This is a genomic window from Monashia sp. HAY1-11D (assembly GCF_056868035.1).
Map to the genome: position 1 here is coordinate 1,152,936 of NZ_CP200320.1, position 21,236 is coordinate 1,174,171.

General features: G+C 71.0%; 29 protein-coding genes and 1 pseudogene. 9 read left to right on the forward strand and 21 right to left on the reverse strand.

Annotated elements, in window-relative coordinates:
* Nucleotide 1: 1 nt before the first annotated feature.
* From AC1VM9_RS05350 to AC1VM9_RS05360, 3 genes are all read right to left on the reverse strand, one after another.
* Entirely contained in the window at nt 2-805 is an 804-nt protein-coding gene (locus AC1VM9_RS05350) for a carbohydrate ABC transporter permease (RefSeq protein WP_483121607.1), read from the reverse strand.
* Nucleotides 806-947: 142 nt separating this feature from the next.
* Nucleotides 948-1,886, reverse strand: a complete 939-nt coding sequence (locus AC1VM9_RS05355) for a carbohydrate ABC transporter permease (protein ID WP_483121608.1) — start codon at nt 1,884-1,886, stop codon at nt 948-950.
* Nucleotides 1,887-1,990: 104 nt separating this feature from the next.
* Nucleotides 1,991-3,292: an ABC transporter substrate-binding protein gene (locus tag AC1VM9_RS05360; RefSeq protein ID WP_481342044.1), complete on the reverse strand. Its 1,302-nt coding sequence runs from the start codon at nt 3,290-3,292 to the stop codon at nt 1,991-1,993.
* 219 nt (nt 3,293-3,511) lie between these two features.
* On the opposite strand from AC1VM9_RS05360, the gene AC1VM9_RS05365 reads away from it, so the two are divergent.
* Entirely contained in the window at nt 3,512-4,534 is a 1,023-nt protein-coding gene (locus tag AC1VM9_RS05365; RefSeq protein WP_481342043.1) for a LacI family DNA-binding transcriptional regulator, read from the forward strand.
* Nucleotides 4,535-4,545: 11 nt separating this feature from the next.
* On the opposite strand, the gene gvpJ (AC1VM9_RS05370) is transcribed toward AC1VM9_RS05365, so the two are convergent.
* The 3 genes from gvpJ (AC1VM9_RS05370) to AC1VM9_RS05380 all read right to left on the reverse strand — a co-directional run bounded on the left by gvpJ (AC1VM9_RS05370) (nt 4,546) and on the right by AC1VM9_RS05380 (nt 6,043).
* Nucleotides 4,546-5,196: a gas vesicle protein GvpJ gene (gene gvpJ, locus AC1VM9_RS05370; protein WP_483121610.1), complete on the reverse strand. Its 651-nt coding sequence runs from the start codon at nt 5,194-5,196 to the stop codon at nt 4,546-4,548.
* 168 nt (nt 5,197-5,364) lie between these two features.
* Nucleotides 5,365-5,589 (reverse strand): hypothetical protein, encoded by a 225-nt coding sequence (locus AC1VM9_RS05375; RefSeq protein ID WP_481342041.1) that lies wholly within the window; start codon nt 5,587-5,589, stop codon nt 5,365-5,367.
* A 34-nt stretch (nt 5,590-5,623) separates the two neighbouring features.
* Complete coding sequence (locus tag AC1VM9_RS05380) at nt 5,624-6,043, reverse strand: hypothetical protein (RefSeq protein ID WP_481342040.1); 420 nt, start codon at nt 6,041-6,043, stop codon at nt 5,624-5,626.
* A gap of 84 nt (nt 6,044-6,127) precedes the next feature.
* Between AC1VM9_RS05380 and AC1VM9_RS05385 the strand changes: the two genes are divergently transcribed.
* Genes AC1VM9_RS05385 through AC1VM9_RS05415 form a run of 7 tightly spaced genes read left to right on the forward strand, consistent with a single transcriptional unit; the run spans nt 6,128 to nt 9,144 of the window.
* Nucleotides 6,128-6,625 (forward strand): Asp23/Gls24 family envelope stress response protein, encoded by a 498-nt coding sequence (locus AC1VM9_RS05385; protein ID WP_481342039.1) that lies wholly within the window; start codon nt 6,128-6,130, stop codon nt 6,623-6,625.
* A 14-nt stretch (nt 6,626-6,639) separates the two neighbouring features.
* Complete coding sequence (locus AC1VM9_RS05390) at nt 6,640-7,008, forward strand: Asp23/Gls24 family envelope stress response protein (protein ID WP_481344790.1); 369 nt, start codon at nt 6,640-6,642, stop codon at nt 7,006-7,008.
* A complete protein-coding gene (locus tag AC1VM9_RS05395; protein WP_481342037.1) occupies nt 7,008-7,367 on the forward strand; it encodes a hypothetical protein in 360 nt (119 codons plus the stop codon). Before AC1VM9_RS05390 ends, AC1VM9_RS05395 begins: the two co-directional genes overlap by 1 nt.
* Nucleotides 7,368-7,417: 50 nt before the next feature.
* Nucleotides 7,418-7,597: a DUF2273 domain-containing protein gene (locus AC1VM9_RS05400; RefSeq protein ID WP_481342036.1), complete on the forward strand. Its 180-nt coding sequence runs from the start codon at nt 7,418-7,420 to the stop codon at nt 7,595-7,597.
* Entirely contained in the window at nt 7,590-8,006 is a 417-nt protein-coding gene (locus AC1VM9_RS05405; protein WP_483121611.1) for an Asp23/Gls24 family envelope stress response protein, read from the forward strand. Before AC1VM9_RS05400 ends, AC1VM9_RS05405 begins: the two co-directional genes overlap by 8 nt.
* Nucleotides 8,003-8,578 (forward strand): DUF6286 domain-containing protein, encoded by a 576-nt coding sequence (locus tag AC1VM9_RS05410; protein WP_483121613.1) that lies wholly within the window; start codon nt 8,003-8,005, stop codon nt 8,576-8,578. Before AC1VM9_RS05405 ends, AC1VM9_RS05410 begins: the two co-directional genes overlap by 4 nt.
* Nucleotides 8,575-9,144 (forward strand): Asp23/Gls24 family envelope stress response protein, encoded by a 570-nt coding sequence (locus AC1VM9_RS05415; protein WP_481342033.1) that lies wholly within the window; start codon nt 8,575-8,577, stop codon nt 9,142-9,144. The genes AC1VM9_RS05410 and AC1VM9_RS05415 overlap by 4 nt, the downstream gene beginning before the upstream one ends.
* An 11-nt stretch (nt 9,145-9,155) precedes the next feature.
* Here the strand turns inward: AC1VM9_RS05415 and AC1VM9_RS05420 are convergent, their stop codons facing one another.
* The 12 genes and pseudogenes from AC1VM9_RS05420 to AC1VM9_RS05475 all read right to left on the reverse strand — a co-directional run bounded on the left by AC1VM9_RS05420 (nt 9,156) and on the right by AC1VM9_RS05475 (nt 16,436).
* Entirely contained in the window at nt 9,156-9,533 is a 378-nt protein-coding gene (locus tag AC1VM9_RS05420; RefSeq protein WP_481342032.1) for a gas vesicle protein K, read from the reverse strand.
* A complete protein-coding gene (gvpJ, locus tag AC1VM9_RS05425; protein WP_481342031.1) occupies nt 9,530-9,781 on the reverse strand; it encodes a gas vesicle protein GvpJ in 252 nt (83 codons plus the stop codon). The genes AC1VM9_RS05420 and gvpJ (AC1VM9_RS05425) overlap by 4 nt, the downstream gene beginning before the upstream one ends.
* Nucleotides 9,778-10,632, reverse strand: coding sequence for a GvpL/GvpF family gas vesicle protein (locus tag AC1VM9_RS05430; protein WP_483121614.1), 855 nt, complete (start codon nt 10,630-10,632; stop codon nt 9,778-9,780). The genes gvpJ (AC1VM9_RS05425) and AC1VM9_RS05430 overlap by 4 nt, the downstream gene beginning before the upstream one ends.
* 12 nt (nt 10,633-10,644) lie before the next feature.
* The gene (locus AC1VM9_RS05435) at nt 10,645-11,142 is read right to left on the reverse strand and encodes a gas vesicle protein (protein WP_481342029.1); all 498 of its coding nucleotides are present in this window, start codon (nt 11,140-11,142) and stop codon (nt 10,645-10,647) included.
* Nucleotides 11,139-11,570 carry a gas vesicle protein GvpO gene (gene gvpO / locus AC1VM9_RS05440; RefSeq protein WP_481342028.1) on the reverse strand — a complete coding sequence of 144 codons (432 nt, stop codon included), beginning with the start codon at nt 11,568-11,570 and terminating at the stop codon, nt 11,139-11,141. Before gvpO ends, AC1VM9_RS05435 begins: the two co-directional genes overlap by 4 nt.
* Nucleotides 11,563-11,808 carry a gas vesicle protein GvpG gene (locus tag AC1VM9_RS05445; protein WP_481342027.1) on the reverse strand — a complete coding sequence of 82 codons (246 nt, stop codon included), beginning with the start codon at nt 11,806-11,808 and terminating at the stop codon, nt 11,563-11,565. The genes gvpO and AC1VM9_RS05445 overlap by 8 nt, the downstream gene beginning before the upstream one ends.
* Nucleotides 11,799-12,595, reverse strand: a pseudogene (locus AC1VM9_RS05450) (GvpL/GvpF family gas vesicle protein). The gene AC1VM9_RS05445 and the pseudogene AC1VM9_RS05450 overlap by 10 nt, the downstream one beginning before the upstream one ends.
* Nucleotides 12,596-12,610: 15 nt before the next feature.
* Entirely contained in the window at nt 12,611-13,036 is a 426-nt protein-coding gene (gene gvpJ, locus AC1VM9_RS05455; RefSeq protein ID WP_481342025.1) for a gas vesicle protein GvpJ, read from the reverse strand.
* 36 nt (nt 13,037-13,072) lie between these two features.
* Entirely contained in the window at nt 13,073-14,575 is a 1,503-nt protein-coding gene (locus AC1VM9_RS05460) for an SRPBCC family protein (protein ID WP_483121617.1), read from the reverse strand.
* Between the two features lie 5 nt (nt 14,576-14,580).
* Entirely contained in the window at nt 14,581-15,246 is a 666-nt protein-coding gene (locus tag AC1VM9_RS05465) for a hypothetical protein (RefSeq protein WP_483121619.1), read from the reverse strand.
* A 217-nt stretch (nt 15,247-15,463) separates the two neighbouring features.
* A complete protein-coding gene (locus AC1VM9_RS05470) occupies nt 15,464-15,694 on the reverse strand; it encodes a hypothetical protein (protein WP_481342022.1) in 231 nt (76 codons plus the stop codon).
* 130 nt (nt 15,695-15,824) lie between these two features.
* Complete coding sequence (locus tag AC1VM9_RS05475) at nt 15,825-16,436, reverse strand: nucleotidyltransferase family protein (RefSeq protein WP_481342021.1); 612 nt, start codon at nt 16,434-16,436, stop codon at nt 15,825-15,827.
* A gap of 75 nt (nt 16,437-16,511) precedes the next feature.
* Between AC1VM9_RS05475 and AC1VM9_RS05480 the strand changes: the two genes are divergently transcribed.
* On the forward strand, nt 16,512-17,279 hold the full coding sequence (locus AC1VM9_RS05480; protein WP_481342020.1) for an endonuclease/exonuclease/phosphatase family protein: 768 nt from the start codon (nt 16,512-16,514) through the stop codon (nt 17,277-17,279).
* Nucleotides 17,280-17,313: 34 nt separating this feature from the next.
* Here AC1VM9_RS05480 and AC1VM9_RS05485 read toward each other — a convergent pair whose 3' ends face one another.
* From AC1VM9_RS05485 to AC1VM9_RS05495, 3 genes are read right to left on the reverse strand one after another with little or no spacing between them, the layout of a single operon-like run.
* Nucleotides 17,314-18,384, reverse strand: a complete 1,071-nt coding sequence (locus tag AC1VM9_RS05485) for an ABC transporter ATP-binding protein (protein WP_483121622.1) — start codon at nt 18,382-18,384, stop codon at nt 17,314-17,316.
* On the reverse strand, nt 18,381-20,018 hold the full coding sequence (locus AC1VM9_RS05490; RefSeq protein ID WP_483121624.1) for an ABC transporter permease: 1,638 nt from the start codon (nt 20,016-20,018) through the stop codon (nt 18,381-18,383). Before AC1VM9_RS05490 ends, AC1VM9_RS05485 begins: the two co-directional genes overlap by 4 nt.
* Complete coding sequence (locus tag AC1VM9_RS05495; protein WP_483121626.1) at nt 20,019-21,050, reverse strand: iron ABC transporter substrate-binding protein; 1,032 nt, start codon at nt 21,048-21,050, stop codon at nt 20,019-20,021.
* Nucleotides 21,051-21,236 lie beyond the last annotated feature (186 nt).

The following is a 21,236-nucleotide window of genomic DNA, read 5'->3' on the forward strand; positions in this document are numbered from 1 at the left end:
ATCAGCCTTTCACGCCACTGCTGGCGATGGAGTTGATGAACGAACGCTGGAAGGCGATGAAGAGGACGAGGACGGGAGCGGTGATCATCGACGCGTACGCCATGATCTGCCCCCATGAGGTGTTGAGCTGCTTGAAGTAGTCGATACCCACCATGACCGGTCGCAGCTCCTCGGACTGCACCGACATGAGCGGCCAGAGGTACTGGTTCCACGTCGGCAGGAAGGTGAGGATCGCGACGGTCGCGACGGCCGGGCCGGCGAGCGGCATGACGATGCTGCGGTAGATCCGGAACCACCCTGCGCCGTCGACCTTGGCCGCCTCGTCCAGCTCCTTGGGGATGGAGTCGAAGTACTGGTAGAAGAGGAAGATCGAGAACGCGTTGGCGACGAACGGGATGATCTGCACCTGGTAGGTGTCGAGCCAGCCTTCGCTGATCCCGTCGGGCCCGAGGAATGGCAGCTTGTTGACCCACCACAGCAGCGGCAGGGCCAGCGTCTCGAACGGCACGATGAGCGTCGCGAGGATCAGACCCAGGACGAGCCCGCTGCCCTTGAACCGGATCCGGGCCAGCGCGAACGCGGCCATCGAGTTGACGACGACCCCGAGGACGACCGTCACGACGGTGATGATGACCGAGTTGATCATGAACTGCGCGAAAGGAACTCGTCCGAACACGCCGTTGTAGTTGTCGAGCGAGATGTCCCCGGTGGGCAGGAACGCCTTGATGCTGCCGAGGTCGCTGAAGATCTGCAGGTCCGGCTTGAAGCTGCTGACGAACATGAAGAGCAGGGGCAGCCCGAACACGAGGCAGAGCACGATGCGGCCGAGGAGCGCGAGCAGCCAGCGTGGGCCGAGTGGCCGCTCGCGCCGCCCACGGTGTGTCTCGGGGGGGTCGGCTCAGCGATGTCGAGCCGACCCCCGGTGCGGGTCGAGGTGGTCGTGGCACTCATCGGACGACGTCCTTGTCTCGGGTGAAGTAGCGCTGGACGAGGGTGACGGCCAGCACGAGCACGAAGAACACGAGTGAGATCGCCGAGGCGTAACCGGTCTGCTGCTGCTGGAACCCGGTGCGCACCGCCATGAGCACGACCGTCGACGTCGAGTCGAGCGGACCGCCCTGGGTCATGATGTTGACCTGGGTGAAGAGCGCGAACGCCGCGATCGTGATCGTGATGAGGATGAACGTCCGCGTCTGCCGCAGGCCGGGCCACGTGACGAAGCGGAACTTCTGCCACGTGCCGGCCCCGTCGAGCTCGGCCGCCTCGTAGAGGTCGGCCGGGATCGTCTGCAGCCCGGAGAGCCAGATGACCATGTGGAAGCCCATCGCCTGCCACGCCGACATGAGGATGATGGCGATGAGCGCCGTCTTCGGGTCGCCGAGCCAGTCCGGCCCGACGATCCCGAACTTGAGCAGCACCTGGTTGATGAGGCCGTTCTTCTGGTACATGAACAGCCACAGCATCGACACGACGACCATCGAGGTCACCACCGGCAGGAAGTAGACGGTCCGGAAGAAGTTGACCCCACGCATCTTCACGTTGACGAGCAGCGCAAGACCGAGCGCGCACGCCGACTGCACCGGCACGATGACGGCGGCGAAGATGATCGTGTTGCGCAGCGACGCCCAGAACGTCTCGTCCTCGAAGAGCCGGACGAAGTTGTCGACCCCGATGAACTCCGCCGGCCGTGGGCTGATCAGCCGCGCGTTGGTGAACGCGAGACCGAAGGTCAGCCCGATCGGCACGAGGAGGAACGTGGTCAGCAGGACCGCCGCCGGCGCCAGCATGAGCAGCGCCGTCGTCGTCGACGAGCGGGAACCTTGGAGTGGCTTGCTCTTTCGCGTGGTGACGGCCGAGGCCTTCTCAGTCGCAGTGATGGTCGTCATCGTCCATCTCCTTTCGTGGAGGGTCGAGGATGGATGCCGCCGAACGGGCGCACGTCTGGGCGTGTCGAGCGCACCCGCCCGGCGGCATCCGGCTCGTCACCAGCTCACTGGAAGTACCCGTTGGACTTCTGGTTGGCGTCGATGTCCTTGACTGCCTGGTCGAGCGCCTGCTTGGGGTCGGCACCGTTGAGGATGTCCTGGGCGGTCTTGGTGAACTCCGTTGCGATGAACGGGTATCCGGGGGTCACGGGGCGCAGCACGGCGAACTTCTTGGCGTAGTCGAGGAACACCTGGTTCTCGCCGCCCTGCTCGTAACCCTTGACCTGGGCGGCCGCGGCGTCGGTCGCCGGGATGTTGTTCGTGTCGCGGGCGACGCTCGCGACATACTTGTCCTGCGCCGCGAACTTCATGTAGTCCATGGCTCCGGCCGGGTCGGAGCAGTTCGTCGAGACGCCCCACTGCCACGAGCCGCCACCGATCTTCGGGCCGTTGCCGAGGTCCGGCGGCGGGAGGAAGAGGGTGTCCTTGCCGAACGCCTTGCGTGCGTCGACGGCGGTCCACGTGCCGTTGTAGAGCATCGCGGACTTGCCGTTGATGAAGTCCTTGGCCGGGTCGGCACCCGACTTGAGCGGCACGAGCCCGTCGGTCACGAGGCTACGGAACCACTTGGCCCACTCGACCGCCTTGGGCCCGTTGAGCGCACCCTCGGCCGACTTGTAGTCGGTGCGGTTGATGAGGTCACCGCCGAAGCTCTGCAGCATCGGCGAGTACGCGTAGGGCCACCACTCACCGGTGAAGCTCGTCGCGATGTCGAGCGGGTTCTGGAAGTCGCCCGAGGCCTTGATCTTCTTGAGGGCCGCCTCGAACTCGTCCTTGGTCCAGGGCTGGTCGACCGTCGGGACGCGGATGCCGTACTTGTCGAGGATCGTCTTGCGCGTGACCATGACGAGCGCGACGTCGTAGTAGCCGTACGAGTACGTCTTGTTGTCGTACTTGCCGATGACGGTCGGGAGGAACTTCGACAGCGTCGAGTCGAGGCCCTCGAGCGGCGCGAGGTAGCCGGCCCAGGCCCAGTTGGGCACGTTCGGGCCGTCGATGTCGAGGATGCACGGCAGCTTCTTGGACGCGGCTGCCGCTACGACCGACTGGTTGTAGGAGTCCTGCGGGAAGGCCTGGATCTTGACCTTGTACTTCTTCTGGCTCGCGTTGTAGTCGTTGACGATCTGCGTGATCGCCGCGAGCTCGCCCTTGTTGCCGGCGTTGTGGGTCCACATCGTCAGCTCACCGCCGCCGGCGCCGCCGGAGGAGGAGCTGCTGCCGCCCTTGGAGCAGGCGGCCATCGTGAGGGGCAGCGTGACCGCGAGAAGTCCGACGGCAACGCGCGTGGTGGTCGAGGTGAGCTTCATTGGTTCCTCCGGGTCGTCAAAAGGTCTCTTCTGCTAAAACCTTTCAGCCCGAGACCGTAGTGGATGACGAGCACCGCGCACAAGACTTTGCTAAAACCTTTCCACCAGCACGCACGGCGCCTGAGAGACCTACCCTGGGGTACGCTCCCAAGCAGGCGCCCGTTGAGGAGCCCACACGGCATGGCACAGGCACACGGACGACACGGAAGGGATGGCGCCGTGAACAGACGAGCGACGCTGGCCGACGTCGCCGAGCGCGCGGGGATGTCGAAGACCGCCGTGAGCCTCGTGCTCAACAACCGCCCCGGCTCACGCCTGTCCGCCGACGCCGTGGCCCGCATCCACAAGGCCGCCCGCGAGCTCAACTACCGCCCCAACCCGGCCGCCCGCTCCCTTCGCCTGGGCAAGACCGGCACCTTCGGCTTCATCTCCGACGACGTGACGGTGACCCGCTTCGCATCGGCCATGATCAGGGGGCTGCTCGACGTCGCCGACGACCATGACCAGGGCCTGCTCATCGCCGAGACGTTCAAGCACCCCAAGCAGCTCGACAAGGCACTGGCGTTCATGATCGACCGCCAGGTCGACGGGCTCGTCTTCGGCGCCGTCGCGGCTCGTCTCATCGACCTGCCGACGCTCCCCCAGGGCCTGCCCGCCGTGACGGTCAACTGCGTCAGCCCGACCGTTCCGGCCTCCATCCTGCCTGACGAGGAGAAGGCAGGGTATGCCGTCGTCCGCGAGCTCCTCGACGCCGGCCATCGCGACGGCATCGCCATCATCGGCAACGCACCCGTCGCCCGCGTCACCCCACGGGTCTCGGTGACGATCGGCCACCGCTTCGACGGGATCCACCGAGCGCTCGACGAGGTCGGGGTCACGCCGGTCGCGATCGCCGACATGGAGGAGTGGGAGCCGTGGAACGCCTATGACGCCACCAAGCGTCTCCTCGAGTCCGGAGCGCCGATCACCGCCGCGCTGTGCCTCAACGACCGCGTCGCGTTCGGCGTCCAGCAGGCGCTGGCCGAGCACGGTCTGCGCGTGCCCGACGACGTGTCCATCGCCTCGTTCGACGACGACGAGATCGCGTCGTACATGCGGCCGGCGTTGACGACCGCCCGGCTGCCCTACGAACAGATGGGTCAGCGGGCCATGGAGCTGCTTCTCGCCGACGACGAACCTGCCGGGGTGCACCTCCTCGAGATGCCCCTCCAGGTGCGCGCCTCCATCCGCCCGCTGACCTGATCGGGCCCGAGTCACCGCTTGCGCGGCTTCTTGACCTGGCCGCTCTTGGCAGGAGATGGCGCTCGACCCTTCTTGGCAGGCGTGCGGGTGTGGCCCTTCTTGCCGGCCTTGCCGGTCGCGCCGGCCTTGCTGGCGCGGTTGGTCGGGCCGTCCTCGCCGGCCCCGTCACCCTCGCGGTGTCGGTCGTCCCCCTCGCCTTCCTGGTCGTCCTCGTCGTCCGCATCGCCCGACTCGTCGTCGGGCAGCACCTTGTCGATCAGCTCGCGGGCCTTGTCCGCGACGGTGCCGGCGACCGACTCCGCCACGTCGGTCACCTTCTCGACCTTCTCCTCGACGGCCTCGACCACGTGCTCCACCTTGTGCTCCACGACGTCGGTCGCCACGGCCTGCACCGCCTTGCCGGCGCCCTCGACGGCCACCTCGACGAGGCTGGGGCCACCCCGGGCCTCGAGGTCGAGCCGGTTCGTGGCCTCGGCGAAGCGCAGGTAGGTGTCGACGCTGCTGACCACGATGCGCGCGTCGAGGGTCAGCAGCTCGATGCCCAGGACGGAGACGCGCACGTACGCGTCGATGACGAGACCCTTGCCCAGGATGATCTCGATGACGTCGGCCAGCCCGCTCGGCGCAGGGCGTGCCATGTACCCCGATCCACGCTCTGGCATCACGGCTCCCTCGTGAGGTGACAGCGTTCAGGTGCCCGCGGTGGCTCCCCGCGGGCAGGCGGGTGCCCGGGCACGGCAGCACCGCCCCCGCCGGATGCGGATGTGCCGTCGGATGTGCCGTTGGAAAGTGCGAGCCGTCACGCCCCCTCCGCGTGGCGGTCCGATGCGTCAGGTGCCGGTCGCTCCGGGCCCGGGCACCGACAGCCGGTCACCCACGGCGTCCGCGCGCACCGACGAGCGGGCCGTCCGGACCGCACCGGTCACCGGCTTCAGGGCCTCGGCGGCCGGCTTCGCGAGGCGGGCCAGCACCTTGGCCCACTCGGGGAACAACCTCGGCACGGCCACCGCGGCCGCGACAGCCGCAGCACCTGCGAGAACGAGACCCTTCTTCACGCCGCCTCCTCACGTAACCCCGAGTGTGAGCTCGTCATGCGCGGGCGACTTTCTTCCTGGCCCTGCGAGACTTCTTGGCCGCGTCCTTCTTGGCACCCTTCAGCGCCTTTGCCGCGTCCTTCTTCCCCCGCCTCAGCAGCTTCCCGGCCTCCTCGGCCGGATGCCGCGCAGCCCGCGGCAGGGCCAGCAGGGCCCCCAGCGAGGCGAGCCGGCGCGCCAGCATGAGGACCGGTATGCCGAGCGGCAGCAGCAGGACGGTCACGCACAGCAGCACGCCGACGAGACCGACGACCCCCGAGAGTATCCAGACAACACCAGCAGCCAGCCAACGGAGCGGTTTCATCATCGTCTCCCTTCGAGCGCCACAGCGCTCCCGGGGCTGACATACCCAGAACGCGAGATCTGCAGCGGAACTCGCGTCATGCGCGCAAAGGACGGACGTGTCGAAGATCACCGGTTTCGGGTACGTCCAGCATGCGACGTCTCGGGGGCTGTGACGTCGTGACCCGGCCCCATCCCCTCTCCCAAGGAGCCCGCGATGAGCGAAACGCACAGCGACATGCAGACCCGCCCGCCAGCCGCGAGCACGACCGCCGGCGGCGCGGGCGGAGGGGCGCTGTCCCCCCTGGTCACCGAGCAGGGCAGGACGACCATCGCCGACACCGTCGTGGCCAAGATCGCCGGAATCGCGGCGCGCGAGGTCTCCGGCGTCCACGCCCTCGGCGGCGGTGCCGCCCGCGCCGTCGGTGCCCTCCGCGAGCGCATCCCCGGTGGCCGCACCAACCACTCGATGGGGGTCTCGGTCGAGGTGGGTGAACGACAGGCCGCCGTCGACCTGCAGCTCGTCGCCGACTACGGCGTCTCCATCGCCGACCTCGCCCAGGGCATCCGCCGCAACGTCATCACCGCTGTCGAGCGCATGACGAGTCTCGAGGTGACCGAGGTGAACATCGAGGTCCAGGACGTCTTCCTCGAGAGCGACGGCTCGACCGACGACGAGGCGCAGGGGCAGCAGAGCGAGCCCCGCGTCCAGTGACCGGAGACCCGGACGTGCCCGGCGAACCCGCGGCCCCCGAGACGGCCGACGCCGTGCGTGCGGCGGTGCTCGCCGTGCCCGGCGTCGCCGGCCTGCACGGGGGCGCGTTCGGCGAGGTGGCCACCCACTACCCAGGTCGCAGCGTCCCGGGCGTCCAGGTTCGTCCGCAGAGCACCACGGTGCACGTCGTCCTGGACTGGGGTGTCCCCGCGCAGACGACGGCGACCCTGGTCCGTGCGGCCGTCACGGGGATCACCCACACGCCCGTCGACGTGGTCGTCGCCGACGTCACCGCTCCGGGCGAGACCTCCGAGACCTCCGAGACCTCCGAGACCTCCGCGACCTCCGCGACGGCGGCGACGGCCCCGGCGCAGGAGCCCTGATGCCTCCCGGCGGGCCCGCCGACCCGACCGCGCGCGCCGAGTGGGTTCGGCAGCGGCGGCGGGCGGCGGCCGCCCACCACCCCGACCGGGGCGGTGAGGTCGACACCTATCTGTCGGCGCTGGCCGCCGTCGACGCGGCCTTCGGTCTCGTGGACGAGCCGACGGGGTCGGCCGGATCGGCCGGACGCCCCCGGCGCGCCGGAGACTCGACGTCCCCGGCACCCGAGGTCGTGGTGCGACGTACCTGGCGAGGGTCACGGATGCGCCTGACCCGCCGGAGGCGTCGCCTCATGAGAACGGTCCGCACCCGGCTGCCGCGCTCCTTCCCGGGGTCCGGCCGCCGCACCACAGACATCTGAACCGCCCGTCGACCCGTCGCCGGACCGGCCGACCGTCAAAGGAGATCGGTATGCCAAGCTCAACGATCGGACTGCTCGCCGGCCTGCTGCTCGGGGTCGCGGCCGCAGCGGGAGGCTTCACCGGCTTCCTCATCGCCCTCGTCCTCGGCGCTGTCGGCTTCCTCGTCGGTGGCCAGCTCAACGGCGAGCTCGACCTGTCGAGGATGATGGGTGGGCGTCGCCGTGAATGAGGAGAGCTCCTCCGCGGCCTCGGGCAGTACGGCGACCGCCACGGCGACGCCGACGCTGCCGGAACCCGCGGAGCGGGGCCGCCTCGACATCGCCGAGCAGGTCGTCGAGCGCATCGCCGCCATCGCCGCCTGCGAGGTGCCCGGAGTCCGCAGAGTCGGTACCGGGCTCGACGGCGTCGTCGGACGGCAGTACCCCAAGGCCAAGGCCGAGGTGGCCGGGGGCCATGCCCGCGTTCGCCTGGATATCGCGGTCACCTGGCCCTCGCCGCTCGGACGTACGGCGGCTGCCGTGCGGGACCGGGTCCGCGAACAGCTGACGTCCCTCGTGGGCCTGAGCGTCGACGCCGTCGACGTGACGGTTGCGACCGTCCCGCCCCCTGCCCGGTCCGACCAGAGGAGGGTCCAGTGAGCGCAGACGTGTCCACCCCGACGCCGAGAAGCCGCAGCGAGCGGCCTCTGCCGGCGGCCAAGCTGCCCCGCAGCACCGGCGGCATCGCGGCCCTCGGGATCCTGCTCGCGCTCCTGGCGACGGCAGTCGGTGTCCTCGCGGTGCGCGACGCCCTCGCCTACGGCGGGGTGCTCCGGTCCGAACCGCTGCTCCATCCCCTCGCGAACACGCTGCAGGGCCTGCGACCGGGGGCGTGGACGGTCGTCCTCGGCGTCGTCCTGGCCCTCGTCGGTCTGGCGCTGCTGGTCAAGGCGCTGCGACCCTCGGCGCCGAAGGTCGTTCCCGTCGTCGCCCGCAGCGGCGTCTTCCTGCGTCCCCGCGACGTCAGCCGCCTCGTCGAGACCGCGGTGGAGGGGGTGGACGGCGTGCTCGGCGTGCGCTCGTCGGCAACGCCACGGCGCGTGTCGCTCGCCATCCGCTCGACCGGTGAAGAGGGCGTGGCCGAGCGCGTCCGTGAGGTGGCCACGGACCGGCTGCAGCCCCTCGCGAAGCAGCCGACGGTGCACATCCGCACAGAGGGGGCCAACCGATGACGCGCGCGACCCTCGCCTTCGACCGGGTCATGACGGCGCTGGTCGGACTGGCGCTCCTTGCCCTCGGAGTCCTCGGGATCCTCTGGTGGGCGGGCCGACTCGGCTCCGCGCCGACCGAGCTCGACCTCGGCAGCATCCGAGGGTGGCCCCGGCAGCAGTGGTGGCCGTGGGCGCTCGGCGCAGCCGGCGTCGTCGTGGCCCTCATCGGCCTGCGCTGGCTGTTCTCCCACCTGCCACGCGGCGGCGTCAGCCACCTGACGCTGCCCGGCTCGGGCGCGCAGGGCAGGCTCCTCGTGGCCGCCGGCCCGGTCGTCGACGCCGCTGCCAGCGCGCTGGCCGACACCCCGGGTGTTCGTTCGGCCCGGGGGCGCATCGACCACGACCGCGGTCAGATCGTCGCCCACTTCGACGCGACCATCGAGCGCGGTGCCGACCTGCGCCGGGTCGCCGCCGCCGCGGACGAGGTCACGGGCCAGCTGCAGTCGGCTCTCGAGCGTCGGGACCTGACCTCCCGCGTCATGCTCCGGACCGCCGGTGGCAACCGCCCGATGCCCCGCGTGTACTGAGGTGTCCTGGGCTACAACAGCCGGCCGAGCGGCCCGAGGTCGAGGTTGAGGTCGTCGGTCGTCAGGCCGTACCGCTCCTTGAGCTCGTCCATTGCCTGCTCGAGGTGCATGAGCCCGAGGCCGAGCCCCTCGACCTGCTCGTCGGTGAGGTCGCCCTCCTCCACCCGGCGCAGCGCCTGCTTCTCCATGAGCTGGCGGATGAGCTCGACGATGGTGAGGACGAGCTTGAGCAGGTCCCGGGCCACCGCCTCGGAGTCGGTCTCCAGACGCTGAGGCAGGAGGGCGTGCGGCAGGGCGAGGTCGGGGATGGGGTTCGAGCCGGCGCCGGGGCCACCGCGCGGGCCGCTCCGACCTTCCGGCGCCGCGTCGTCCCAAGGAGATCCGCTCACGTGCGCCCCGCCTCCCGGTCGCGCTCCATCTCGGCCCGCACCGTCGTCACCAGCAGGTGCAGACGGATCTCCACGAGGTCGACACCGGCGAGCGACACCACGACGTCGCCGGCGACCACGACCCCGGTACCGAGCAGCCGGTCGAGCAGGTCGACGAGTGCGACCGGAGCCAGCTCGCGCGTCGGTCGCTGCGGCCGCGGCTGCCCGCCACCGACCTGGGCCGCACCTTCGGAGTGGAGGGTCGTCACGGGTCGTCGACCATCGCGAACGAGTACGGGGGCCACGGGCCGCGTCCGTCGAGCACCACGTCGGGGTGGCGCTGCGCCAGGTCGGCCAGCGTCGCCTCGAACGTCTCGATGTCGTCGTCGCGGACGAGGTAGGCGGCGTTGAGCACCATGGTGCCCTGGTGACCCGAGAGCCGTGGGTCCTGGCCGGGGAGGCGACGGCTGGCCCGGGCCCGCTGCGCGAGCGCCTCGTCGACGGTGTGCGCCGTCGCGGCCGCCTGCTCGTCCGCGTCAGCGCGACGCATCGTCTCGGCCTTCTTGCGCCGGAGGTACTCCGCGCCGGTCAGACGAGCGGGTTCCCCTGTGCCCTCGGACGACTCGGGCCGGGTCAGCACCTTGACGCTCCACTCGACACAGCCCTCGACCCGGTCCAGGGCCGTCGTGAGCGGCTCGTACCACTGCCGCAGCCGGGCACGCACGGCGTCGTCGTCGAAGCAGATGGTCGCGAACCGCAGGGGGGCCGTGGGCGCCCACTCGGCCGCCGCGTGGATGACGGCGTCGTGCGCCCTGACGGTGGACTCCAGCCAGCCGAGGTCCTCGAGGTTGCGCCGCAGCGCGGCCTCGCCGAAGGCGGCCATCGGGACGGTGCTGACGACGGCGGCGAGGTCCTCGTAGGCGACGAGCTCGACGTCTCGTCCGCCGATCCCCTGCACCTGTGCCAGCGCGTCCTCGGGCAGGGCCCGGCAGACCGCGTAGAGGTACCGTCCGGAGTCGCGGATGAGCTCACCGGTCGCCTCACCGGTCGCCTCATCGGTCGCCTCACCGGTCGCCTCGGCGGTCGGGAGGTCGGGCTCCTGCGACGTCGTCATCGCCATCTCACGTCTCCCTCAGGACGACGTCCCGCGCGAGCGCCGCCGGCCGGCGTCGGCGTCGGCCTCATCGTCCGTGGTCTCAGTGGTGTCCGACGCGTCGGACTCCGTGTCGTCGGAGGCGTCCCCATCCGATGCGTCGCGGCCCTCGAGCTGGGCGATCCGTTCGCGCAGCAGCCGGTTCTCCTCGTCGAGGCCGCGCTCGCGAACGGTGAGCATCGGGTCGTGGCGCCACCAGTCGATCCCCATCTCGTTGGCCTTGTCGACGGAGACGACGAGCAGCCGAAGCTTGATGGTGAGCAGCTCGATGTCGAGGAGGTTCACCCGGATGTCACCGGCGATGATGATGCCCTTGTCGAGCACCCGCTCGAGGATGTCGGCGAGGGTCGCCGGCTGGGTGCCGCCCGTCGGACCCGTCTGGGCGGCGTAGTACTGCCGGGGCGCGGGTCCGTTGGCCGAACGCGCCGCGGCCGGCGCCCGGGATGCGGACGCCGGGTCGGTCGTGCTCTCCGTCATCCGCGGTCCTCCCCGGCATCGCCACGCACGTAGCGCGCGGTGCGCTCGTAGCCGACGAGCTCACCCGACGCGTCGAGGGACACCTCGTACACGGCGAGGACGTCGGTGGTGCTGGGGATGCGCTGCATCTCGAGAACCTCGACCTCCACGTGCCACTCGCCGTCCACCCGACGGATGCCGACGATGCCCTCGAACTCCTTGCCCGTCAGCTCCGCCAGCTCGAGCGCGGCCAACCGAGCGGCCCGCCGCCCGCTGATCCGCGGGTGCGGGTGGTGCCCACCGCCGTCGTGGTGCTCGTCATGGTGCTCGTCACGGTGCGCGCCATGGTGCGCGCCGGCCGGTGCCTTGGCAGCCTTGGCGGAGGGCCGGCGTCCGGTGCTGCCGCTCCTGCGCTGCGACTCGTCGCTGCCCTGGTCCGTGTCAGCCATGGCGTGTCCTCTCCTGGGCCTCCATCAGCCGGTCGATGAGCTCATCCTCTCGCGCCGTGGCGGTGGCGTCGTCGATCTCGCCGGCCTCGCGGAGGCGGTCGATCTCCTCGAGCTCGCTGCGGATGGTCGCGGGGTCATAGTAGATCTCCTCGGCCTGGTGGAGGATCTGCTCGGCCACCGCGGTCAGGCCCCGCAGCGGTGCGAGCGGAAGAGTGAGGATGCCGCTGATCAGGCCCATGGTCGTTCCTCGACGAAGTCGTAGGGGGCGAGGGGCCCGAGCAGCCGCAGGCTGAGGCGCTCGTGCACCGACTCCGCGAGCTCCTCCAGCACGTCGACGAGCTCGCCCATCCGACTCTCCTCCACGAGCAGGGCCACGTCGAGGACCTGGGTGGCCGAGGGAGGGGTCCGGACGAGGTGCTCCACGGCCAGGGGCACGACGACGTCGAGCACCATGTCGGCGTCCTGCGCGCTGCGCTGCTCGAGACCCCTGGCCACGGCTCGCCCAGTCGCACGCGCTCACGGTAGGACGCCTCCTCGGGCACCCCGCGCGTCCGCTCCCGCAGCTCGCGGATCTCGGGGTCGCCGGCGATGAGGTCGGTGAGGGCCGCCTCCTCCACGGGGCTGACGCGGAGGTTGAACTGACGCCGGCCGCGCAGGCTCTCGAGCAGCGCGACGAGGTGCTCCTCGTTGGACGCCATGAGCTCGGCCACGACCGTGTCCGGGTCCGGGAGCACCGACCCGAAGCGGACCGGGGCCACCGGGCCGACCTTCGCCAAGGCGTCGAGGACTGCCTGGTAGGCGAGGAGGTCGGCCCGGCGCCCCAGTCTGCGGTCCCCGTCGACGGGCGACACCGCCGCGGCGAGGTCGCCGGACCGGACGAACTGCACCCGCTGCCCGTCCACCCCGGTCAGGTCCTGACCGCCGTCGTGGCGCTGCAGGTCTGCTGCCGGCAGGACGCCGTAGACGACCAACGCCTGGTCCATGTCGACCTCGATGGACGGGTCGTCACCCACGACTGCACCCATGGGGTCCACGGGCCGTCAGCGGGCCGACGAGGAGGACTTCTTGGCGGGTCGGCGTTCCTCGTCGTGGCTGTTCTCCTCGTCGTTGTCGTCGTCGCCCCGGGTCAGGGCACGCTTGACGCCCTCCACCGCGCCTCGGGTCTTGCCGGTCGCGCCGCTGCGCTGCATGTCGTGGACCATCTCACCGAGGTCCTTCCCGCCCTTCTCGTAGAGGTCGAGGCGGTTGGTCGCCTCGGCGAAGCGCAGGTACGTGTCGACGCTCGCGATGACGATCCGTGCGTCGACGGTCAGCAGTTCGATGCCGACCAACGAGACCCGGATGTACACATCGATGACGATGCCCTTGTCGAGGATGATGTCGATGACGTCGGCGAGCCCACTAGGAGCGGGGCGCGCCAAGTAGCCACCTCCACCGCCGCCTCGGCGCTGTGTCTGCACGGTCATGCTGGACCTCCTGGGTCGAGGGTGTCGGCTGGTTGCTCAGTGCGCGGAGCGGCGCCGCGCGGCTCGCTTCTTGGGTGCTGGAGGCTCCTCCTCGGGCTCCTCGTCCACGGGCTCGTCATCGACCGCCTCGTCGTCCGACTCGTCGGACGTGTCGTCGTAGGCCTCCTCGTCGTAGGCGTCCTCCTCGGTGTCCGCCTCGGCTTCGGTGTCCTCGTCGGTGTCCTCGTCGGTGTCCTCATCGAGGTCGGTGTCCTCCTCGGACTCCTCGAGGTCCTCGTCGGCGTAGTCCTCGTCGGAGCTGCCCTCGTCCGCGTCTGCGGCCGAGTCCTCGTCCTCCATGCTCTCGTCCTCGGTGTCGTCCTCGTTCTCGTCCTCGTAGTCCTCGTCGTACTCCTCGTCGCCGCCACCGGACTCGTCGTCGAGGTCGTCGATGTCCTCGGCGGTGTCCTCGCCCTCCTCGTCGTACTCGTCCTCGGGCTCGTCACCGGCCTCCTCCTCGGACTCGTCACCGACGGCCTGGTCCTCGTCGGAGTCCTCCACGTCGAGGTCCTCGTCCTCGGAGCCCTCGTCCTCGGAGCCCTCGTCCTCGTAGCCTTCGTCGCTCTCGTCCTCGGAGCCCTCGTCCTCGTAGCCCTCGGCCTCGTCGGAGCCCTGCTCGTCGGAACCTTCCTCCTCGGTGCCCTGCTCTGCGCCCTGCTCGTCGGCCTCGCGCTCCCGGGCCTCCTGCTCCATCGCGTCCTCGTGCGACGTGACGACCTCGCCGTTCTCGATGGTGCCCCGCCAGCCCTCGACGGCGTCGGGGTCCAGGATGGTGCGGGTCATGACGTGTCGCTGGAAGTGCTTGAGCTCCAAGCGGGCCCGTCGGCCCTGCGCGCGCCAGAGGTTGCCCGTGCGCTCGAACAGGCCCTGGGGGTAGTACTCGAGCACGACGATGATCCGCGTCAGGTTCGGTGCCAGCTCGTGGAACGTCACGGCTCCGTCGACATGTCCCTTCTTGCCCTTGGAGCGCCACACGATCTGCTCGTCGGGGACCTGCTCGAGGATGGTCGCCTCCCACTCACGGTGCGACCAGAAGATCTGCGCCTTCCACTCGATCTTGTTGTCCTCGGCGGCATCGACGTTCTCGACCTTCTTCATGAAGGTCGGGAAGGCGCCGAACTCGGTCCACTGGTTGTAGGCCACCCGCAGCGGGACGCCGACGTCGACCTGCTCGATGATGTTGGTCGACTTCGTGGCCTTCGAGCCCCCGCCGGAGCCGGAGCCTGAGTCGCCGCCCAGACCGGGCAGTGCCTCGGTGACCTTGTCCTTCACCCCGGACACCGCGCCCTTGAGCATTCCCATGATCGGGCTCTGGCCCTTGAGCGCAGAGGTCCCGCCGCCCACTGCTGCCTTGACCGAGGGGTTGCCGCTGGCCATGCCCTCGAGCCGGTCGGTCAGGCCGCTCACCCGGTGTCCCAGCGAGCCCATGGCCCGCTCGCCGAGGACCTTCAACAGGCCACCGGACGCGTCCTTCAGACGCGCGCCTCCACTGCCGCTCATGGCCGTCACCGACCCTTTCCGGACGGACGCTTTGCCGCCTTCTTCGCCGAGACCTTCTTCATCGGCACCTTCTTGGCGACGCCGCGCGGTGTCGCCCGCTTGCCGGCGGCTCCGGAGCGCGAGGACTCCTCGCCCGCCGAGCTACGCGAGCCTTGGTCAGCGCTCGCCTCGGACTCGTCGGACTCCTCGGACTCCTCGGAGTCGTTCTGCTGGTCCTGCTGGTCCTGCTGGTCCTGCTGGTCCTGCTGGTCCTGCTCGGCCGCCTCACCCTGGTCGTCCGAGTCGGATCCCGTCAGGCCCAGTGAGCCCGTCACTCCACTGACGGCCGAGCCGACGTCGCCGGCGCCCCCGCCCTGCTCCTGCTCCTGCTCGGAGCCGTCCTTGGACTCCAGCGTCTTGGTCAGCTTCTCCACCCGGGACGCCATGGCGACGAGCGCAGCCTCGCGCGCCACCTGCACGAGGCGGCCGGTGAGCTGGTTCTGCAACGCCTTGAGCTGTGGGTTGCTCTCGATCAGCTTCGATCCCTGTGCCAGCAGGTCACCCCGCTGGGCAGCGAGCTTGCGCCCACCCAGCATGCCGGCCAGGGCCATGGCGAGACGGAGCTTCTTGGTGCGTCCGAGCAGGTATCCGCCCGCTACTCCGAGGACGATCTTGGTCGGTGCTGAAGACATAGATTCAAGCCGCGATGCTGCCGATCCGGCGGCACGTCGCGGCCACCTCCTTCGCAGACTGAGGTACCCGACGATGCGATTCATCTAACGGTAAAGACGCCGTGGCTCAACCGTTCCGGGCCGGCTGGACGCCCTCGGCGGAGCCCCCGGCGGGCAGGCGTGGGCGGGCTCCCGGGACGAGTGTCGAGGGCGCCCGGGAGACCGCGTAGGCCGGCGTCTACGCGGGTTCGAGCAGGCTCACCAGCCGGCGCATCATGGACACGCTCGGGTAGGTCTCGTCGCGCATCTTCTCCATGAGGACCGCCGCGTACGCCGGCACCTCGTCCGGGAGCAGCAGCTCCTCGAGGAAGTCCATCATCGTGCTCGACGGGTAGAGGTCCTCGGCGACCTTCTCCAGCAGCAGGTCCACCAACCGGGCGCGGGCGTCGATGTCGTCTCTGTTCGCCATGGGTCTGCCTTTCGGTTCGGGCTCGCACGTGCGAGAAGGGTCGTCGCACCCCCGCCATACCCACGGCGCACGACTCTGACGCGAGCGCCAGTGGGCGGCGCAGCCCGCCGGACCGCGTGGTCCGTGGGCGTCACCGTGTGCCCTGCACCGGCTCCTGCGCGCCCTCCCGGGCAGCCTCCTGGGCCGGCTCCTGCACGACGATGGACAGCCGCCGCAGGAGGAACAGCACCATCGCGGCGAAGTCGTTGTCGGCCGTCTCGCGCTCGACCCGTTCCCAGTCGACCTGCTCGCGCAGCGCCCGCAGGACGGGCAGCAGCTGGGCCACGTCGCAGTAGTGCTCGTCGAGGGCCGCGAGCTTGTGAACGACGAGCTCGGTGGCCTCGAGCACCGGCATCCGGACCGACAGCACCTCCATCGGCGTCGCGCGCTCGACCTCGTCGCGGTGGACGGGGCCACCGACCGGGCCGTGGATGATGTCGACCATCGCTCCGTCGGTGAAGACCTTGAAGAGCCAGTCCTCCGGCGGCTGCACGACCTCGAAGTCGTGCTCGGCGAGGTACTGCGCCACCTGGTCGGCATCCTCCTCGGCGACGAGGAAGTCGACGTCGTGCGCCGGCTCCGGTCCCCCGCGGGCCCACGCGGCATAGCCACCCATGAGCGCGAACGGCATCCCGGAGTCCTTGAGGGCCACGGCGACCCTCTTGAGCGCCTCCCGGAGGTCCTGGGCGTCATCGGCTGCCATGTCGATGGCTTACCCACGTCGGGCACCGTCACCTCTCCCCGTGCGCTGCGGCGTCCGGTCGGGTAGGGCGCCCACATGAGAGTGGCGACCTTCAACATCCTCAACGGGCGGGTGCCGACCGACCAGCACGTCGACCTCGACGGGTTCCGGAGGGCGATCCGGCAGCTGGACGCGGACGTCCTCGGGCTGCAGGAGGTCGACCGCAACCAGCACCGGTCCGACAACGCCGACCTCACCGCGATCGCCGCCGAGGCGATGGACGCCCCCGAGCACCGGTTCGTCGCGGCCCTGTCGGGCAGCCCGGGCGCGACGTGGGTCGCCGCCACCGGTGAGGAGCAGCCCGACGCCGCTGCCTACGGCGTGGCGCTGCTCTCGCGGTTCCCGGTGCACGGCTGGCGGGTCGCCCGGCTGGCCCCGGTGCCCGTGCGGGTGCCGATGATGTTCCGGGGCCGGATGCGGCCCGAGCTGGTGCGCGACGAGCCGCGGGTGGCCGTCCTCGCCGACATCGAGTCTCCCGAGGGACCGCTCACCGTCGCGACGGCGCACCTGTCGTTCATCGACTGGTGGAACGGCCGGCAGCTGCGACGGCTCATGGCCGACGTCGCCGGCGAGGACGGCCCGTTCGTCCTGACGGGCGACCTCAACATGGGGCCGACGCGCGCACGGCGGCTGACCCGAATGCGCTCGGCCGTCGACGCACCCACGTTCCCGGCCGACTCGCCCGGGCAGCAGATCGACCACATCCTCCTGCGCGGCAGGGTGCGGGCGCTGTCGGGCGAGGCGGTGCCGCTGCCGGTGTCCGACCACCAGGCGCTCGCCGTCGAGCTGACGCTGACGTCGTAGCCCTCCCGGGCCCGGTCGGGGCGGCCGGTGGGGCTCAGGCCTCGACGAGACGCCCGGCGAGGCCGATGACGTGCGGCTCCCCCTCGACGCTCACCCTGACCCGCGAACCGACGGCCGGTGTCCGGCCGCCGAAGGCGCGAGCCGACAGGACCGTCGGCGTGCCGGACCCGTCGTCGAGCCGCAGCTCGACGAGCGCGTCGTGGCCGTAGTACGCGCACCGCGTCACCTCGGCCACGGGACCGGCGGTCGCGGCGCCGTCCGCGTCGAGACGCAGCTGCTCGGGCCGGATGAGGACCTCGCAGGCGCCCGTGCCGCGCGCCGAGGCGACGGGGAGCGTGCCGAGCGCGCACGTCACGGCGCCGTCGTGCAGCTGGCCGGCGAGGAAGCAGGCCTCGCCGAGCGACACGGCCGACCGGCGGTCGGAGGGGGCGCGGTACACCTCGGCCGGGGCCCCGACCTGGCTGAACCGGCCGTCGTGCATGATCGCCACCTGGTCGGCGAACGAGAGCGCCTCGGCCTGGTCGTGGGTGACGAGGACGACCGTGGCCTGCTCGTGGGCGAGCGCGACGGCGACGGCATCGCGCGTCGCCACGCGCAGCTCGGGGTCGAGGGCCGAGAAGGGCTCGTCGAGCAGGACGATGCGGGGGCGTCGGGCGAGGGCGCGGGCCAGGGCGACGCGCTGCTGCTGGCCGCCGGAGAGCTGGTCGGGACGACGCGTGGCGAAGTCGCCGGGCAGACCGACGAGCTCGAGCAGCTCGGCGACGCGCGCCCGGGCCCGCCGCTCGCGGCGGGGCAGCCCGTAGGAGATGTTGGCGGCGACGTCGAGGTGCGGGAAGAGGTTGCCCTCCTGGGCGACGTAGCCGAAGCCGCGACGCTCCGGGGCCACCCAGACGCCCGGACCGGCGACGACCTCGTCGCCGACGCGCACCTGGCCGGCGTCGGGACGCAGGAACCCGGCGACGACGCGCAGCAACGTCGTCTTGCCGCACCCGGAGGGGCCCAGCACGGCCGTCGTCGTGCCAGACGGCACCGTGAGGTCGATGCCGTGGAGCACGGGCGTGCCCTGGTGCGAGGCGGTGATGCCCGAGAGCTGGAGCGTCTTCACGTCTGGGGTTCCTCGTTCTTGCCGTGGAGCAACAGGTAGGTCAGGGGCGCGGACAGGAGCACGAGCGCCGTGGCGTACGGCGCGGCGGCGGCGTAGTCGAGGGACGCGCTCGCATCCCAGAATGCCGTGGCGAGGGTCTGCGTACCCGTCGGTGCGAGAAGAAGCGTCGCGGTCAGCTCGGTGCTGACGGCGATGAACACGAGGGCGAAGCCGGCCATGGTGCCGCGGAGCATGAGCGGCAGCTGGACCCGCAGGAACGCCCGGACCGGCCCGTCGCCGAGGGCCCGGGCGGCGTCGCCGAGCTCGGGGGGCACGGCCGCGATGGCGGCGCGCGTCGCGACCATGGCCCGGGGGATGAACAGGACGACGTAGGCGAGCACGAGCACGGTCGTCGTCTGGTAGAGCGGGCGGGCCAGACCGATGGTGAGGGTGATGAGGGCCAGCGCGACGACGACGCCGGGCAGCGACGCCGCGAGGTAGGTGACCCGCTCGACCGCGACGGCGAACCACGTGCGGTGCCGGGCGATGAGCCACGCGGCGGGGACGGTCGCCAGCGAGGTCACGGCCGCCGCACCGAGGGCGAGCGCGAGCGTCGTCCACAGGGTCGGACCGAGGTTGGCCGGCTCCATCGCCTCGTCGGCGCGCAGCAGCCACCGCCCGAGGCTCCAGGCCGGCACGCCGACGGCGAGCGCCGTGAGCCCGCCGACGACGACGAGCGCGGCCGGCGTCCAGCGGCCGAGCGCCGCGGGCGCGGCCCGCCGCGCCGTGCCCGAGCCGACACGGGCGTACCGGGTGCGTCCGCGCGCCAGCAGCTCGACGGTGAGGACCGTGACGGCGAGGCCGATGAGCACGACGGCGAGGACGCTCCCGGACCGGCTGTCGAAGGCCACCTCGAACTGGTCGAGGATCGCCGTCGTGAAGGTCGGGAAGCGCAGCATCTCGAGGGCGCCGTACTCGGCGAGCAGGTGCAGCGCGACGAGGAGGACGCCGCCGAGGAGGGCCGGCCGCATCTGGGCGAGGCCGACGCGCAGGAAGGTGCGCCACGGGCCGAGGCCGAGGGCGCGGGCGGCCTCCTCGAGCCCGCGGTCACCGGTGCGCAGGAGCGCGGCCACCGGGAGGAAGACGAAGGGGAAGTAGGACAGCGACGTGACGAGGACGGCACCGGCCAGGCCCTCGAGCCCGGGCACGAGGGCGGACCACGCGAAGCTGTTGACGAACGCCGGGACGGCGAGCGGCGCGACGAAGGCGACCCGCCAGAACGAGGCCCACGGCAGCGAGGTGCGCTCGACGAGCCAGGCCGTACCGACACCGAGCACCGTCGACACGGCACCGGTCAGGCCGACGAGCGCGACGGTGTTGCCGAGCAGCTCGCCCACTCGGGGCCGCCACACGAGGGCGAGCGCCTCGCCGGCACCGGACTCGAGGGCCTTGACCACGACGACGACCAGCGGCAGCGCGCAGAGCAGGGCGACGACGAGCGCCGCGCCCCGCAGCGCCGGCGAGGCCTGCCCCCCGGACCGCGCCCGTGCGGACGCGCCGACGCCCCGCCGCCCCCGCGCGGGGGGTGTCGGGGCGGTCGGCTCGGCCGCGGGGCCGTTGGCGGCCGGCAGCGGGCTCGTCGGCGTGGTCGTCACCTAGAGGATCCCCGCCTTCGTCATCAGCTCGATGACCTTCGGGCCGTTGAGCGTGAACGGGTCGATCTTCGGGGCCTGCAGCGAGTCGAGCGGCGGCAGCGCCGGGTCCGAGGCCACGCCGGTGCCGACGGCGTACTCCTTGGCGTCGGTCGTGCCGAGGACCTGCTGGCCCTGCTTGCTCGTCACGAACGCGAGGAACTTCTGCGCGTCGGCCGCGTGCTTGCTGCTCTTGAGGACGCCGCCGCCGGAAAGGCTGACGAAGGCACCGGGGTCCTCGTTCTTGAAGTAGTGCAGCTTGGTGTTGCCACTGCTCTCCTTGTCGAGGGCCTGGTCGCGGTACCAGTAGTAGTGGTAGATGACGCCCATCGCCGACTGGCCGGAGTTGACGGCCTTCATCGTCGCGATGTTGTTCTGGTAGATCTTCGCGCCCGACTTGAGGGCCGCGAGCCACTGGGAGGTCTTGGCCTCGCCCTGGGTGGCGAGGACGGCCGAGACGATGGCCTGGAAGTCCGCACCGCCCGCGGCCGCACCCCACCTGCCCGCGAACTCCGGCTTGGCGAGGTCCATGAGGGACGTCGGCAGCTGCGACTCGGAGATCTTGCTCGGGTTGTAGACGAGGACGGTCGAGCGCGCCGCGATGCCGACCCAGTCCTTCGACGAGGGGACGTACTGCGGGCCCACCTGGCCGAGGGTCGCGGCGTCGACGGGAGCGAGCAGACCCGCCTGCTCGACCGTCGTCATGGCCGGCGAGTTCTCCGTCAGGAAGACGTCGGCGGGCGAGCTCGCGCCCTCCTGGACGATCTGAGCGCCCATCGACGAGTCGTTGCCGTAGCGCACCTGCACCTGGATGCCGGTCTTGTCCTGGAACTGCTTGCCCCACTCCTCGGTGAGGTTCTTGTGCTGGGCGCTGTAGATCGTCAGCTTCGACGCGTCAAGGTCGCCGCTCGCCTCGAGGCTGCCGCCGCAGGCGGCCAGGCCGAGAGCTGCCGCGAGGGTCGCGGCGAGGACGAGGGCGGTGCGGCGGCGCGTCACGGCGGGGCTCCTGGTGGCGGGTCTGGGGCACGGGTCTGGCACGGGTCTGGCACGGGTCTGGCACGGGTCTGGCACGGGTCTGGCACGGGTCTGGCACGGGTCTGGCGGTGGTGCTCGCTACGAGTCCGAATTACGCAACGACCTCGTGACCTAAAGCAGGCTAACGGACGCCGGGGCGTCGGCCGA

Excerpts from the sequence above, each read along its gene's own strand:
- AC1VM9_RS05470 (WP_481342022.1), bottom strand. The coding sequence starts at position 15,694 with ATGGCGAACAGAGACGACATCGACGCCCGCGCCCGGTTGGTGGACCTG.
- AC1VM9_RS05360 (WP_481342044.1), bottom strand. The coding sequence starts at position 3,292 with ATGAAGCTCACCTCGACCACCACGCGCGTTGCCGTCGGACTTCTCGCG.
- gvpJ (WP_481342025.1), bottom strand. The coding sequence starts at position 13,036 with ATGACCGTGCAGACACAGCGCCGAGGCGGCGGTGGAGGTGGCTACTTG.
- gvpJ (WP_483121610.1), bottom strand. The coding sequence starts at position 5,196 with ATGCCAGAGCGTGGATCGGGGTACATGGCACGCCCTGCGCCGAGCGGG.
- AC1VM9_RS05415 (WP_481342033.1), top strand. The coding sequence starts at position 8,575 with ATGACGCGCGCGACCCTCGCCTTCGACCGGGTCATGACGGCGCTGGTC.
- AC1VM9_RS05395 (WP_481342037.1), top strand. The coding sequence starts at position 7,008 with ATGCCTCCCGGCGGGCCCGCCGACCCGACCGCGCGCGCCGAGTGGGTT.
- AC1VM9_RS05480 (WP_481342020.1), top strand. The coding sequence starts at position 16,512 with ATGAGAGTGGCGACCTTCAACATCCTCAACGGGCGGGTGCCGACCGAC.
- AC1VM9_RS05430 (WP_483121614.1), bottom strand. The coding sequence starts at position 10,632 with ATGGCGATGACGACGTCGCAGGAGCCCGACCTCCCGACCGCCGAGGCG.
- AC1VM9_RS05445 (WP_481342027.1), bottom strand. The coding sequence starts at position 11,808 with ATGGGCCTGATCAGCGGCATCCTCACTCTTCCGCTCGCACCGCTGCGG.
- AC1VM9_RS05475 (WP_481342021.1), bottom strand. The coding sequence starts at position 16,436 with ATGGCAGCCGATGACGCCCAGGACCTCCGGGAGGCGCTCAAGAGGGTC.
- AC1VM9_RS05460 (WP_483121617.1), bottom strand. The coding sequence starts at position 14,575 with ATGAGCGGCAGTGGAGGCGCGCGTCTGAAGGACGCGTCCGGTGGCCTG.
- gvpO (WP_481342028.1), bottom strand. The coding sequence starts at position 11,570 with ATGGCTGACACGGACCAGGGCAGCGACGAGTCGCAGCGCAGGAGCGGC.
- AC1VM9_RS05385 (WP_481342039.1), top strand. The coding sequence starts at position 6,128 with ATGAGCGAAACGCACAGCGACATGCAGACCCGCCCGCCAGCCGCGAGC.
- AC1VM9_RS05355 (WP_483121608.1), bottom strand. The coding sequence starts at position 1,886 with ATGACGACCATCACTGCGACTGAGAAGGCCTCGGCCGTCACCACGCGA.
- AC1VM9_RS05435 (WP_481342029.1), bottom strand. The coding sequence starts at position 11,142 with ATGACGGAGAGCACGACCGACCCGGCGTCCGCATCCCGGGCGCCGGCC.
- AC1VM9_RS05465 (WP_483121619.1), bottom strand. The coding sequence starts at position 15,246 with ATGTCTTCAGCACCGACCAAGATCGTCCTCGGAGTAGCGGGCGGATAC.
- AC1VM9_RS05400 (WP_481342036.1), top strand. The coding sequence starts at position 7,418 with ATGCCAAGCTCAACGATCGGACTGCTCGCCGGCCTGCTGCTCGGGGTC.